Annotated in this window: 14 protein-coding genes; 4 read left to right on the forward strand and 10 right to left on the reverse strand. The window is 36.0% G+C overall.

The window, feature by feature from the left end; translation table 11 throughout:
• Window positions 1–154: 154 nt before the first annotated feature.
• Window positions 155–1,720, forward strand: coding sequence for an IS21 family transposase (gene istA, locus BMZ41_RS14420; RefSeq protein ID WP_090529170.1), 1,566 nt, complete (start codon window positions 155–157; stop codon window positions 1,718–1,720).
• A gap of 14 nt (window positions 1,721–1,734) precedes the next feature.
• Entirely contained in the window at window positions 1,735–2,526 is a 792-nt protein-coding gene (gene istB, locus BMZ41_RS14425) for an IS21-like element helper ATPase IstB (protein WP_177184204.1), read from the forward strand.
• Window positions 2,527–2,570: 44 nt separating this feature from the next.
• Here istB and BMZ41_RS14430 read toward each other — a convergent pair whose 3' ends face one another.
• The 5 genes from BMZ41_RS14430 to BMZ41_RS14450 are packed head-to-tail and all read right to left on the reverse strand — an operon-like array spanning window position 2,571 to window position 6,162.
• Window positions 2,571–2,795: a PqqD family peptide modification chaperone gene (locus BMZ41_RS14430; protein ID WP_090530938.1), complete on the reverse strand. Its 225-nt coding sequence runs from the start codon at window positions 2,793–2,795 to the stop codon at window positions 2,571–2,573.
• A 16-nt stretch (window positions 2,796–2,811) separates the two neighbouring features.
• Complete coding sequence (locus BMZ41_RS14435; protein ID WP_177184255.1) at window positions 2,812–3,612, reverse strand: ABC transporter permease; 801 nt, start codon at window positions 3,610–3,612, stop codon at window positions 2,812–2,814.
• Window positions 3,612–4,577: an ABC transporter ATP-binding protein gene (locus BMZ41_RS14440; RefSeq protein ID WP_090530943.1), complete on the reverse strand. Its 966-nt coding sequence runs from the start codon at window positions 4,575–4,577 to the stop codon at window positions 3,612–3,614. Before BMZ41_RS14440 ends, BMZ41_RS14435 begins: the two co-directional genes overlap by 1 nt.
• Before the next feature lie 15 nt (window positions 4,578–4,592).
• A complete protein-coding gene (locus BMZ41_RS14445) occupies window positions 4,593–5,426 on the reverse strand; it encodes an ABC transporter permease (RefSeq protein ID WP_177184256.1) in 834 nt (277 codons plus the stop codon).
• Complete coding sequence (locus BMZ41_RS14450; protein WP_090530949.1) at window positions 5,413–6,162, reverse strand: CPBP family intramembrane glutamic endopeptidase; 750 nt, start codon at window positions 6,160–6,162, stop codon at window positions 5,413–5,415. The genes BMZ41_RS14445 and BMZ41_RS14450 overlap by 14 nt, the downstream gene beginning before the upstream one ends.
• A gap of 248 nt (window positions 6,163–6,410) precedes the next feature.
• Here BMZ41_RS14450 and BMZ41_RS14455 point away from each other — a divergent pair, with 248 nt between their 5' ends.
• A complete protein-coding gene (locus tag BMZ41_RS14455; RefSeq protein WP_090530951.1) occupies window positions 6,411–6,866 on the forward strand; it encodes a CYTH domain-containing protein in 456 nt (151 codons plus the stop codon).
• Between the two features lie 52 nt (window positions 6,867–6,918).
• On the opposite strand, the gene BMZ41_RS14460 is transcribed toward BMZ41_RS14455, so the two are convergent.
• The 4 genes from BMZ41_RS14460 to BMZ41_RS14475 form a co-directional block, all read right to left on the reverse strand.
• A complete protein-coding gene (locus BMZ41_RS14460; RefSeq protein ID WP_090530953.1) occupies window positions 6,919–7,935 on the reverse strand; it encodes a substrate-binding domain-containing protein in 1,017 nt (338 codons plus the stop codon).
• Window positions 7,925–9,946: a methyl-accepting chemotaxis protein gene (locus BMZ41_RS14465; protein WP_090170704.1), complete on the reverse strand. Its 2,022-nt coding sequence runs from the start codon at window positions 9,944–9,946 to the stop codon at window positions 7,925–7,927. Before BMZ41_RS14465 ends, BMZ41_RS14460 begins: the two co-directional genes overlap by 11 nt.
• Window positions 9,947–10,059: 113 nt before the next feature.
• The gene (locus BMZ41_RS14470; protein WP_090170710.1) at window positions 10,060–10,308 is read right to left on the reverse strand and encodes a hypothetical protein; all 249 of its coding nucleotides are present in this window, start codon (window positions 10,306–10,308) and stop codon (window positions 10,060–10,062) included.
• Between the two features lie 19 nt (window positions 10,309–10,327).
• Window positions 10,328–11,341, reverse strand: coding sequence for a phosphatidylinositol-specific phospholipase C domain-containing protein (locus BMZ41_RS14475; protein WP_090530956.1), 1,014 nt, complete (start codon window positions 11,339–11,341; stop codon window positions 10,328–10,330).
• A 125-nt stretch (window positions 11,342–11,466) separates the two neighbouring features.
• Between BMZ41_RS14475 and BMZ41_RS14480 the strand changes: the two genes are divergently transcribed.
• Window positions 11,467–11,727 carry a hypothetical protein gene (locus BMZ41_RS14480; protein ID WP_090170718.1) on the forward strand — a complete coding sequence of 87 codons (261 nt, stop codon included), beginning with the start codon at window positions 11,467–11,469 and terminating at the stop codon, window positions 11,725–11,727.
• Here the strand turns inward: BMZ41_RS14480 and BMZ41_RS14485 are convergent.
• Window positions 11,724–13,325 carry a GGDEF domain-containing protein gene (locus BMZ41_RS14485; RefSeq protein WP_090530959.1) on the reverse strand — a complete coding sequence of 534 codons (1,602 nt, stop codon included), beginning with the start codon at window positions 13,323–13,325 and terminating at the stop codon, window positions 11,724–11,726. The two genes, BMZ41_RS14480 and BMZ41_RS14485, sit on opposite strands and share 4 nt — an antisense overlap.
• Between the last annotated feature and the right edge of the window lie 76 nt (window positions 13,326–13,401).

Here is a 13,401-nt window from a genome sequence, read left to right on the forward strand (position 1 = left end):
ATGATGATTCTTGTAACACTCGGACAGCATTCCTGTAACTCCCGGACAGCGTTCCTATAACACTCGGACAAGGTTCCTGAAACATCCGGACAAATGACATCGCAATTCTACTCACTTAGAATGTATGTAAATACATTCTAAGGAGGGTAATGAAATGAGGTGTCTACCAATGATGACTATTACTGAAATCCTTCGCTTGAAGGAAGAAATTCATCTAACTTGTCGTGAGATTGGAGAAGCAGCTGGCTGTTCAAAATCAACTGTTTCTGAAATTTTGTCACGCTGCAAAAAATGTGGGCTCACATACCAAGATGCTTTACAATTATCTCCTGCTAGAATTAATGAGCTCATTTATCCTGACGCTTTTGGGCGTAAGCAAACCAAAGAAGAACCTGACTGGGAGGTTTATCACAAGGAGTTACTTGATAATCCAAGAAGAAACCTCCAATACATTTGGCAGGAAGAATACCGTCCTGAGTATCCTGATGGATACAGTTACAGCAGATTCTGTGCCAAGTACAATGAGTGGAAAGACAACACTGGTAAAAATGTTGTCATGCCTCAGGAAAGAGAGCCAGGCAAGGAACTATTTATCGACTGGATTGGCGATACGCTTCCTTGTGTCGTGGATAACATCACAGGTGAAAAACATGAAGCTCATTTCTTTGTTACAACACTTGGTGACAGTTCGTATCCATTTGTTGAAGCTTTTCCTGATGAAACACAGCTTAACTGGAATCAGGCTCACATAGATGCCTTTGAGTGGTATGGTGGTTTGCCACGCATACTTGTTCCAGATAATTGCAAGACAGCTGTTGTGCATACAAACCTTTATGATCCAAAGATTAATGAGGCATACAATGCATTGGCTCGTCATTATCAGGTCGCTATTATCCCAGCAAGAGTGCGTAAGCCTCGTGATAAAGCCTCTGTTGAATCCGGTGTTGGCTGGCTTGAAACCTGGCTTCTAGAATGGCTTAAGGGACGAATCTATTACAGCTTTGAAGCTCTTAATCACGACATAAGAGAACGTGTCCTAGAGCTTGTTGAAGTAAAATTTAAGCATCGTCCTGGAACAAGAAAAAGTAACTTTATTGCTATAGATAAGCCAGCACTCAGGCCATTACCACAGGACCGTTTTGAAGCCTTTACAACTAGGAAAGTAAGCAAGGTGCCAAACAATTATCATGTAAAATTTGCTGATTTTTATTATTCTGTTCCGTATAGCTACTATAAGCGTAGTGTTGTAATTCATGCCTATGCTAAGAAGATTGAAATCTTCGATAGCGTTGGAAACAGAATCGCTATACACCAAAGAAGGTACGCAGGTCAGCGCTATGTAACCACTACAGAGCATATGCCTGATAATCATAAAGCCATTGCTGAATTCAATGGATTAAATGGTACTTACTACAAGCAAAAGGCTTTTAGGATTGGTCCAAACACCTTTAACTTTGTTGATAAGCTTTTAGCCTCTTATGAGTTTGAAGAGCAGGCTTATAAATCCTGCATGGCTGTAATAAACTTCAGCCATACTTATGGTGATACCAGAGTCGAGAATGCCTGTGAAAAAGCACTTAGTCTTAACTCTGTCACATATACAACCCTGAAAAACATTCTTAAGAATGGTCAGGATATGTTACCAATTAAGCAAAGCAGTTCCGATGCGGACACTCCAACTCCACACCATGAAAATCTCCGTATCGGAGAATGGATGTAAAGGAGGTGCCCATCATGAATTATCAAACTGCCGAGCAATTATCAGCCATGAAGCTGCATGCAATGCGTCTTGAGTATGCAAGACAGGATGAGTTACCAGCATCAGAAGATTTACCTTTTGATGAGAGGATGGCAATGATTGTCACTGCTCAGTACGACGCAAGGCAACGGGCAAAAACTGACAGACTTATAAAACTAGCTTCTCTCAGAGAGCCAACGGCAACGCTAGAGAACATCGATTTTGATTCCATCAGAAAACTCAAGAAAGCTGATGTGGCAAGGCTGTCTGATTGCCAGTGGATTAAAAATGGCAATAACCTAATAATCACAGGCGCCACTGGTGTGGGTAAGACCTACTTGTTATCAGCCTTTGGTAGAGCGGCCTGCATCTTTGGCTATTCGGTTAGATGTTATAGAACTACAAGACTTCTAACTGACTTAACCATAGGCAAGGGCGATGGCTCCTACAATAAGCTGATGCGTGACTTGGTAAAACCTGATTTGCTCATTCTGGATGATTTTGGAATGAAACAACTGGACTTGCCAATGACTCAGGATTTCCTTGAGGTTGTAGAAGAACGTTACCATCATCAAAGAGCTATCGCTATTTCAGCACAGCTTCCAGTGAAGGAGTGGCCTTCGGTTTTCAAGGATCCAACTATTGCAGATGCGGTACTTGACAGAATAGTGCGAAACGCATATCGTTTCGACCTAAAAGGTCCATCAAGAAGACCTACGGTGGAACATCAGCCAGCTGACGCTGGAGATGACAGTTCCAACGCAAACAATTATACTGAAGGAAAATAGATGTCATCTTGTCAACTTGGTACAGGAATCCTGTCCGGATGTTATTAGAACCGTTGTCCGGATAATACAGGAACCATTGTCCGAATGTTACAGGATGCTTGTACCAAATTGGCAAGAATAATCATAGAATTCTTCCCATTACATAAATCCAAAATCCTAGCGCCTATTTCATTCATTTCGTATGTATTGTAATCATACACAACGTAATATTTACCTTCGATTCTATCTAATAAAACCCCTGTGTTTTTTTTTAAATATTTTTTTTCCATAATTGCCTCCTAACAACTAATATAATTGTAAATTTCCCGTTTCCCTATTATTTATTTCTCCCTTTCGTAAGATTAAGATTGTTATTGCTACAACAATCAAATTGACTATTATATATTTAATACATGCCGACACACTTAATTCATCTTCATAAATAATAATCCCCCTTATTAAATCTAGACAAAATGTTAGCGGAAATATTACAGATAACCACCTAATGCAAACAGGTATTACCGAAATAGGCATTGACACTCCTGATAAAAATTTCATTGGATCCTCACATAATGTAAACCAAAACCCAATATCTCTAGATAAAGTGAATATTGCATTAATCAACCCGCCCCATATAGTTGAACTTATAATAATAATTAAATAAACCAACGGAAGTTTTATTATTGTTATTATTATTTTTTCTTTTTCAAGTAAAAACAAAACAACAGAATATAATAATATTATCCATGTACTTTGAAATAACGCCCCCAGGGCTCTTCCGTACATTATCGCTAAACGAGGTGCTGGTGATAGAAAGACCGTTTCTAATGTTCCATTCTCTCTTTCTGAATGCATAAATAGACCGCTTTGCACCATTGTAAAAAAGCAATTAAAACATAAAAAACCAGTTATAATAAATACAGATAAATCATTTCTACTATTAATCCCATAAATTTTTAATGGTTCGATATCAAAACTCTTATATGAATAAATACATGTTATAATTGTCAAAATTGGCCATATTAATAGCGAAATATATGTCGAAATGGAATTAAAATAGTTTAATCTTTGCTTTGTAATTTCTCCAATACATACTTTAAAAAACACTATGATACCCCTTCCAGCATTTCATATAATGCATCTTCAAGCGTAAACTCACTTTTACCAATTGATTCTATCTTTATATTATTTATATTCAATACTTCCATTATTTCATTAAAATCAAGATTATCTGCCTTTATATTTAACCCATCCATATCATTAGCCAGCTTTACTTCAGCCTTTCCATCATAAATTCTCTGGATGGCATTTATTTGGTTTTCTTCTAATTCTGTAGTTTTTATGTTATATACTTGCTTATGTGTATAGAGTTCTTTAATTTGTTCAGATGTCCCTTCCGCAATAATCCTACCATGATCAATCACGTAAATATAATCACATATATCCTCCGCTTCATGAATGTAATGTGTTGTTATTAAAATGCCTTTATTCTCTTCATGCGCTAGTTTTTTTATATATTCATGAATACTTTTTGTTATCATAATATCCAAGCCCAGCGTAGGTTCATCCATAAATAAATAATCAGGATTATTAATTAAACCTCTTGCAATTTGGAGTCTCTGCTTCATTCCTTTTGAATATTTTTCTACTGGTATATCTTTAACATCTTCGAGATCAACAATTTTTAGCACTTTCTCTACTTGATTATTTAAATCTATTTTTGAAAGCCCATACAAACTTCCAAAATAATTTAAATTTTCTTTTGCTGATAATCTCCAATAAATATTACGTTCTCCACCAGTGATAAGATTTATTTTCTTTTTAGCCTCCATATGCTTATCAATAGCATTCACTTCATCTATAAGAATTGATCCATGTGTTGGAGATAACATAGTTGTAAGCATTTTAATTGTCGTTGTCTTGCCAGCTCCATTTACTCCAAGCAATCCCACAATAGAGCCCTTCTTGATATTTAAAGAAACATCATTAACTGCTATTTTCTTATCATATTTTTTTTTCAATATACCTCTTTTTAAGATATATTCTTTATATAAATTGTTTGCTATTATCATTTTTTCTCCTATTATTTACGCCAAAACATCTTCAATTAGTTTTTTTTCATGTATTCTAAAACCGTAGTACCCTAATAAAAAGTATAGGAAACTTAGAGCAACCAACTTCACTATTGGGTCAAAATATGCCTGAATTTGTATTATTCCAAGCGAACAAAGTCTTGTTATTTTTATCGCATATGTTAACGGGAATATATCAGAGAGCAACTGCAACCCTTTTGGAAGATATTCAATAGGAAAAGCCACTCCACATATACAGCTCATTAATAAATAAAATGTATTTTGTACTAAATATGTATCCCTAGTGTATATCATGATAGTAGAAACCATAATGGACATTGAAAAAAAGGTTAGTGAAGAAAAAAATATACAAAGAAGAATAATCGGGATTGAATCAAATGGTATTCTTGCACCAACTATCACTCCAAATAAAACTACAAACGCTGATTCAAATATAGATCTTCCAAATTGTTCTATGTAAGTGCCCACAAAATAACCAACTCTAGACACCGGTGATAGCAAGATATTATCTAGTGTTCCTTCTCTTTGTTCCGTAATAAGGCATCGTCCAACACTCATTAACGTGGAAAACGATAATACATTAAGAACCTGCCCAATCATAAGATACGTTAAATAATCACACCCGTGCGCATATTTTATAAAAGCACCTGACACTTCAGTATTAAATACTGAATAATAAAGCAGTATTGGAATCGCCATAGAAAAAATTCCACCAATTATTCTGCTTGTAACAAACGTCCATGGATAAGCACGTTTAACAATCAACCGATTCTTTATAATTACAGCTTTTATCCCAGAAATCATTTTCACTCCTCTATTCATAATCATTGAACAAAACCACGTTATCAATTTTCCCATTTAACAAGAATTTTTTCAGCAATAAATAAAAATCAGAGCTGTTATAAATCACATGTAAAAAAATTGAAAAAAACAAGTCATTTGTATAGTAAAAAACAACGCCTTTTATAATTCCCAAAACAAAAATAAAATAATAATCTTTTAACTTAAACATGCTGCTTGACCATCTATTTAAGTAATGCGAAAAAGAAAAAACCAAACCACTCAAAAAGACTGAAACTATAATTCCATATCCATGAAGTATGTTAATAAGAAAGGCAGTGAAAAAGATTTCCTCCGAAACAACCGCTAAAAACGATATCACGAACTCTTTTACAAATTGATTCTTCGCTATTGCAATCTTATTAATTGGACTTCTTGCAATATTTTTTATATCAGCAGCGCGTAATATTAATAGAAAACAAGTTGTAACAATTCCAATTACCCTAGCATTCATTTGAAAGTGAATTTTAAAAATCAAATTATTTTCTATCAAGTAAACTATCCAGATATACATCGTGAAATAATATATAAATGCATGAATTATGTCTGAATACTCAAATTCTCTTTTCAAAGAAGGAACAAAGCAAATATTTAATACTACACAAAAGAGACCAAATATCCCCATAAAAATTGCATCTTTCAAAAATAGTATTGAATAAAACACTAAAATATTTAGCAATATAGCAACTGTTATAATCTGCCTCAAATGTATATACTTGCACATATATATCCTCGTTTCAATTATTTTGTAGATAACAATACAAAAGCGGGCCACATACGTTTGTGTCCCGCTTATAATACTTCCTACTCAGGCTTCACATTGATGTTGCTCATACTTTATTGCTTTACTATGTTAATGTCAAGAATTTCCAAAAAAATATTCATTTTTGTCTCATACTTATCACAACAGACTTTCAATACATATATATTTATGGTACTATCACGTAAAAATATAATAATATGGAGCGATTTATGGAAATCGAAAGAAAATTTTTATTAAAAGAATTACCTGATATATCAGAATATGAGTATGTAGACATTGAACAAGGTTATTTATCTATTAAACCTACTATCAGAATCAGGAAAAAAAATGATAAATATATTTTAACGTACAAAGGTATCGGCCTTATGGTTAGAGAAGAACTAGAAGTACATATTAATTCTGAGACTTATAATCACCTTATGGAAAAAATAGACGGCCACCCTATTACAAAGCGTCGTTATTTTATTCCACTAGATTCTTATACTATCGAATTAGACATCTTTTCTGGACACATGGAAGGTCTCATCATGGCAGAGGTTGAATTCCCATCAGTTGAAGAGGCAGACGCCTTTACACCACCGCCATGGTTTGGCGATGATGTTACAAGAGATATTCGATACCAGAATTCCAGTATGATATACTCAAATCCTTTCAAAATTCTGTAATCAAAAAGGCGAGCCAACAAACGTTGACTCGCCTTTTAAATATCACTTCATTTTACTTTGGATATTCGCTTGCATTAGATGCATCTACTGGCTCGAATGGAACCCAGATATAAAATCCATCTTCTGATAATCCTTCTATTCCATCTGCTGTACCACCGCTTGCCAATGCCTTTGTTAACTGAATAGCCTTTTGAGCCTGGCCATCTGCTGACTGATAAACTGTAAACTGCATCTCGCCTTTTGCAATAGATTCGCATCCTGCAACAGTTGCATCTACACCTACTACAGGGTATTTATCCAAATCATAGCCAGCTTCTTTTAAAGCCTCTACAGCACCAAGTGCCATATCATCATTATTACAGAAAATAGCATCGAAGCTTTGATTTGTTTTCTGGAAAATATGGAACAAATCCTTTGCCTGTTCAGTGCTCCAATTTGCTGTATCATCGAACACAACATTAACCGCAACCCCTTGGCTTCTCAGCCAGTTCTTTACTGATACTGAACGAGCTACTGCTGCATTATGGGTAGCCTCGCCACGGAAAATAATAATGTTCATTGAGCTTGGCTTACCCAGCTTGTTGTAAACATACTCAGCCTGATATTCTCCAGCATTCATCTCATAACTGCTAACAGACATGTATTTATTTGGCTTTAAGAACTGCTCATCAGGACATGCATTAACATAAATAATTGGTTTATCCCCAGCTGCAATTTCAAGCTGCAATGCAGTCGCTCTATCCACTGGCAAGCAGATGATGGCATCATATCCATCAGCTACTGCTTTTTGAATCTGCTCCACCTGATCATTTGTAGAAGCACAAGCTTCTCCAATTGTAAGATCTATACCTTCACTTGGGGCATATTCTGCAAGCTTATCCATCAGCATCTGCTTAAAGGTATCTGTACCAGGGCCAGAATAAATCGCCTTAATTCCTCCAGAACTACTAGAACTACCGGAATTACCTGAACCTCCCGAGTTTCCACAGCCTGTTAGAATCAATCCTAAGGACATTATAATTGTTAGAAGAAGTACCGTAAGGTTTCTACATTTTCTGCTAACCTTCATAATCACTTACCTCCTCATCAATCTTAAATTTCTGAACATAATCCGTAAGCTTCTGAGATGTATTTGCCAACTCGTGAGAATTGTCTGCTACATCCTGGCTGCTCTGGCTAATACTATTGGCCTGTTCAACCATATTCTGAGATGTTTCAAGAATTTCATCAGCACTAGCTGCCTGCTCCTCAGATATTGCAGCAACATTGTTTGCAACATCATCAACCTTCTGAATATTATCAAGCATCAATTCAATCAGTTCATTAGATTTTTCTATGTTAAGATAAATCTGATCAAAGGTTTCAAGTGCTGTACCAATTCTCTCTGAGTTTTGTTCAATTTCCTCTGCACTTGTCTGAGCCTGCTCTACAACACTGTCTATTGCTCTACCTACCTCATTGATAAGGTTCGAAATATTCTCGGCACTAGACGCAGAATTTTGAGCAAGCTTTCCGATTTCTGTTGCAACTACAGCAAATCCCTTACCTGCTTCACCAGCACGGGCCGCCTCAATAGACGCATTTAACGAAAGCAGATTTGTTTCGTCTGCAATATCCTTTATCAAACTAACAATCTTTGTAATCTCTTCAGATACTTTTCCAACCTCGTTGATTGATTCAACAAGCTGGTCATTACTACTCTTAATTCCTTCCATAGCAACGGAAAGCTGTTCCATATCAGCCTTACCCTTCTTACTGATTTCAACAGTTTCCTTCATGCTATCATTAGCTTCATTTGAATTATCTCTTGTGTCTGCTACTACCATAGCAAGAGTAGTTGCATTTTCAGCGATTTCATTAACAGCTATAGCCAGCTGATCTACTGTAGCATTCAGATTCTGCATAGCATCCGCCTGAGAACGAGATGCATCAAACATATCCTTTGATACCCTATCAGAGTTATCCGACTGCTCTTTTAATCTTTCAGATTCGTTATTAATTTCAGAAAGCATTCCTCGCATTGACTGAACGAACTCACTTACCTTGCGTCCCATAAGTCCAATTTCGTCATTGCTCTCCTGCTTAACCTTAATTGTAAAGTCTCCAGCAGACATATCTGAAATATGCTTTGTAATATTTCCTATAGGTGCGATTACTCTGCTTACAAGCACATTAATTAGAATGACAATGATAATAATAGCTACTACACCTATTATTGCCAAAAGCTGTATCAATTTATTTACGTCCTGCAAAATTACACTATTGCTTATATATGAAACAAGATACCATTCTGTTCCTGCAATATTTCTAAATGCTACCTGATAGCCTTCTATTTCGGTGGTTGTATAATCACGTTCAGCAAACTTTTTTGCTATACCTGCCATAAGCTTATCTGAATCATCTTCACCAAGAACTGTGAATATTCTAGAGGCATCTCTATGAGCCAATATAGTGCCATCAAAAGAATCAATAAGGAAGGAAGTTGCCTGATCCATTTTTACACCAGAATTAACGATGATACTAATTTGGTCAAGTGTAACATCAGCTGCAAAAACTTTAAGTTCGTCGCTTCCATCATTAAGAATACCTGATGCACTTATAACGGAATCACCATTTGCATTTTTATAAGCCCCACCATAATTTAGGCGCACTCTAGTAATGCCCTGCTTATACCACTCTTCATCCTTTGGATTAGAAACGGTCTTAGAGGACTCACTAGCTTTCATAAATTTTCCTGATTCGCTGGCAATATAAAATCCGTCAGTACAATAGGTGTTGTAGCCATAGAATGCATCCAAAAGAGACTGCAGAGCCTCATCGTCAGGCTTCTGAGTCTCAATAACCTGCTTGGCTGTTGAGAAATTCTCGAGATTTTTCTGTAACCAGGATTCGATATTATCGCCCTGGTTTGAGATAGAAGAATCAAGCTGAGCTGTCGCCATCTTTTTCAAACTCTGGCTAGAAATATAACCAGAAATAACAACCAGTAGTATCACCTGAAGCAATACTACTGGCATCAATAACGCAATCAGCTTATTCTTTATTTTTGCGTGCTTTTCTGAAGATTTTGTATTGGCCATGGTATTCTCCTTAACTAAGAAAAATGTATCCCTTACACACTACATTAAAATTATTTTAATACCACAGCCACATTATTTGTTGTTTTTCACCAAATCTTCATGCATATTTAACATTAACGTCTAAAACGTAATGTTTCGTATTTAGAACGTGTTCTAACACAGTTCTTTAAATCCTGAACTCTAGTCTCAATATCTCCATCCTCAACAACTACATCAATAGAAGATGCCATATTATCTATCAGGAGATTATCGAAATCCATAATAGGTGTTGCCACCAAAATCTTATATTTCTCCTCAAAATCATCTGTATCCAAAAACTCTAAGAGAATTGGATTGACTTCTCCATCATAATTTCTTTCCATAATTTATATTGCTCCTAACTTAAAAATTCGAATAATAAATATGTCTAGCCAAATCAGCTGTACCAAAATCTACGATAATAATACCATAGCTGGTCTCAGATTTAAGCTCATACTCCATAAGTAGAGTATTTAAGGCATTTGCATATCCCTTTGGATGTCCAAATTTACCATCGCCAGCAGTACTAACGAAATTTAGGAAAAAGGTAGTCTCGTCAGCCTCGCAATTTTCCAAACCATCTACCACTGACTCATATTTATCCTCTACAGAATATTTATATCTATCCTGCACCCAGAATCTGTAATCTGAGTTAACATAAAGCTCATATGGAATATCTGCAGGTACTCTATTATCCTGCTCCTCCCATATCATATTCAGACCAGTAACATCAGATGCAAGCTCATCATTAAATCTTGTAGCAAGGATAATTCGACCTCTGACATCACCGAGAGTAGGTATCTCATTTTCTGTGTACCAGTAATCCTTATTAGCTTTTACCTGCTCCAGTAATAGCTTCTGAATATCAGCTGTTGAGTAATCCTCGTCCTCGATTTTAATATTTACAATAACAGTCTCACTTTCGTGATTCTGAAGGAATTTATATATATCTGCAACGACATCATCAAAATAAAGAAAATCTGAGAAAAGATTTCCATCTGTGTGACAGCTGGCAAAATTATGCACAAGCTTTAACTTATCTCCGTCCTCAGTCTCTTCGATGGCAACTCTGAAATCCAAATATCGATAACCATCTTCAAGCTGCTGTGCAATTGATGTCTCCTGACATCTCATAACATAGCCCAACGCAACATTCTGAGCGCCTGAGTTGTGAGCTCCTGGTATGGTAATCTGTGAAATATAGGTATCATCGGATATGTTCTCCATCCAGCTGGCAGTGTCCGAATATTCCTTCGTCATATCCACACTGAACTCCGAGGCAGTATCATCATCGCTGACAAACAGAATAACAAGAATACCCACGATGATTGCTATCATTACTCCACAAATAATTCTAAAAAGCCGTCCCTTATCCATAAGCACGTCCCCCGTATTTAGGCTTTAACATTATTCTATATAAATATATTACCATTCTTTAGTGACAAAGTCTTTCAAAATCGGTACTATTGAATAGAAATATATCTGATTTATGGAGGATAACTATGATAGATAGAGGCAGACTCTTATCTTTAGGATATTATAAAAAAGCTCCCTCTTTTACAGGGAGCGATAAAAATAAATGTTATAAAATTGAGCGCTTCCGCGAGGAGGATTCTGAGGTAGATATGTTCAAAGCCACAATCTGGCCTGGCCCATTCAGCTCAGAAAACACTCCTGAGGAATCCAAGCAATCCAAGCTTGCTCCTTTTACCGAAGACGGCTTACAGGAGCTGGTAGATTGGATGAACAGTCTGGATATCTAAACTGTCTTGGATGCTTTCTTATTTTCGTACATTGACTCATCTGCGCGCTTCACAAGTGCGCGGAAGTCTTTGTCGAGCTCAGAGTCAAACATCGCAGCTCCGATGGCAACTCCAATTGAGTACTGGTACTTTCCTTCAAGATTCGCAGTATAAATCTTTGTCATAAAGAGCTTCTTTAATCGCTCCATATTAACTGCTTTGCTTGAAGGGATGATACAACAGAACTCATCTCCACCTGTACGGTAGCAAGTTCCATATCTTCCAAATACGCCGTTGAAAATTTCTGCCACAAGGGTAATATACTCATCACCAGCCTCGTGACCATAAGTATCATTACATGCTTTAAGACCATTGGCATCTGCAACAACAGCGATTATGCCATCAAGCTTTCTATCCGACTCAGCCTGACTTTCAAATGCATTTCTATTATAAAGGCCTGTCATACTATCTGTAAGAGCAAATATCTCAAGCTGTCTAGCACGACGTCCCTTTTCAATAAGTTCGTTAGTTCCTCGAATCAAATCCCATGCAAGGAGTAATACGAATATAAGAACCATGTAACGACCGAGTCTGTCAGCATCACCAATTATTCTGTAATAATTGATAACATCTACAACCATTGCAATAAGGAATAAAGATACACCGATAGTACAAATTATTACCTGACGTGAAAAATCACGGTGTAAAAGCTGTAGGATAATAGCACCTACAACATATGCCACGGCAACGGTTATCATAAGCTGTACAAACATCAGATTTTCTCTAAATTCTCGTATCTTAAGGAAATGCATAGATGTAACAGTAATAAATTCCACCATTGATGCCCAAAGAATTATTTTCTTTATAATCTTTCCGTTAATTCCTAAGTAAGAATCAAAGAAAAGAACAAATGGCGGAACTGAAAGCATTAAGCATATATAAGGAATTATCGAATCAAATATCCTATTTTCGGATACCAAAGTCCATGCAATAGTTTCATTTGTTGACCACACGCCAATAAACAACGAGAAATAACCAAGATAAATAAGGTCTTTTCCTAAATTAAGTCGCTTATTCATGAAAATATAGTATGCAAATAGTGTCAAACTAAAAATAACTATAAAGATACTGGCTATAAGCCTAGGAATAGAGTCACGAAGAAACTCAGAATATATCTGATACGTATTTCCTATGTAAAACTCAGGTACCTTTTCGCTAACAATATCATAAGCTGGAGTTAATATAACTGCCACATTTTGCATTTTCTCATTTATAGAAACAAAATTGTATTTAGCTCCTGGTGTAGAACCCCAAAAACCGCCAGTTTTTGTAAATGAGTAAATCTCATGCCCGGCATTATATACGGTAACTGACTGATGCGCGGTAAAAAACACCAATCCAGAGTACTGACTATCATAGCTAGATAAATCGATAAAGTATTCCTTAGAGCCATCTTCTAAAAGCGCAACTTGATATGGCTCAATTCTAGAGGTAGACGTCTCATCTTTTTTTACATCTCTTGTCATCATGTAACAAATGATAAGACCCACTATCGCTATAACAAGCATCACATTATTCAATTTTCTATGAAAACTAAATATATTCTTTCCTTGCTTCATAAAAAAACCAATCCAGACATTTTTCAAACATCATTACAAAAATAAATAATTTCATAAAAACTTCACATTTTATAAC

The organism is Pseudobutyrivibrio sp. UC1225, from assembly GCF_900115215.1.
Taxonomy (GTDB): Bacteria; Bacillota; Clostridia; order Lachnospirales; family Lachnospiraceae; genus Pseudobutyrivibrio.

What these genes read in the sequence shown, in the direction of transcription:
- BMZ41_RS14475 (WP_090530956.1), bottom strand. Translation starts at nt 11,341, where the DNA reads ATGGATAAGGGACGGCTTTTTAGAATTATTTGTGGAGTAATGATAGCA.
- istA (WP_090529170.1), top strand. Translation starts at nt 155, where the DNA reads ATGAGGTGTCTACCAATGATGACTATTACTGAAATCCTTCGCTTGAAG.
- BMZ41_RS14480 (WP_090170718.1), top strand. Translation starts at nt 11,467, where the DNA reads ATGATAGATAGAGGCAGACTCTTATCTTTAGGATATTATAAAAAAGCT.
- BMZ41_RS14470 (WP_090170710.1), bottom strand. Translation starts at nt 10,308, where the DNA reads ATGGAAAGAAATTATGATGGAGAAGTCAATCCAATTCTCTTAGAGTTT.
- BMZ41_RS14430 (WP_090530938.1), bottom strand. Translation starts at nt 2,795, where the DNA reads ATGGAAAAAAAATATTTAAAAAAAAACACAGGGGTTTTATTAGATAGA.
- BMZ41_RS14445 (WP_177184256.1), bottom strand. Translation starts at nt 5,426, where the DNA reads ATGATTATGAATAGAGGAGTGAAAATGATTTCTGGGATAAAAGCTGTA.
- BMZ41_RS14440 (WP_090530943.1), bottom strand. Translation starts at nt 4,577, where the DNA reads ATGATAATAGCAAACAATTTATATAAAGAATATATCTTAAAAAGAGGT.
- BMZ41_RS14450 (WP_090530949.1), bottom strand. Translation starts at nt 6,162, where the DNA reads ATGTGCAAGTATATACATTTGAGGCAGATTATAACAGTTGCTATATTG.
- istB (WP_177184204.1), top strand. Translation starts at nt 1,735, where the DNA reads ATGAATTATCAAACTGCCGAGCAATTATCAGCCATGAAGCTGCATGCA.
- BMZ41_RS14485 (WP_090530959.1), bottom strand. Translation starts at nt 13,325, where the DNA reads ATGAAGCAAGGAAAGAATATATTTAGTTTTCATAGAAAATTGAATAAT.
- BMZ41_RS14455 (WP_090530951.1), top strand. Translation starts at nt 6,411, where the DNA reads ATGGAAATCGAAAGAAAATTTTTATTAAAAGAATTACCTGATATATCA.
- BMZ41_RS14460 (WP_090530953.1), bottom strand. Translation starts at nt 7,935, where the DNA reads ATGAAGGTTAGCAGAAAATGTAGAAACCTTACGGTACTTCTTCTAACA.
- BMZ41_RS14465 (WP_090170704.1), bottom strand. Translation starts at nt 9,946, where the DNA reads ATGGCCAATACAAAATCTTCAGAAAAGCACGCAAAAATAAAGAATAAG.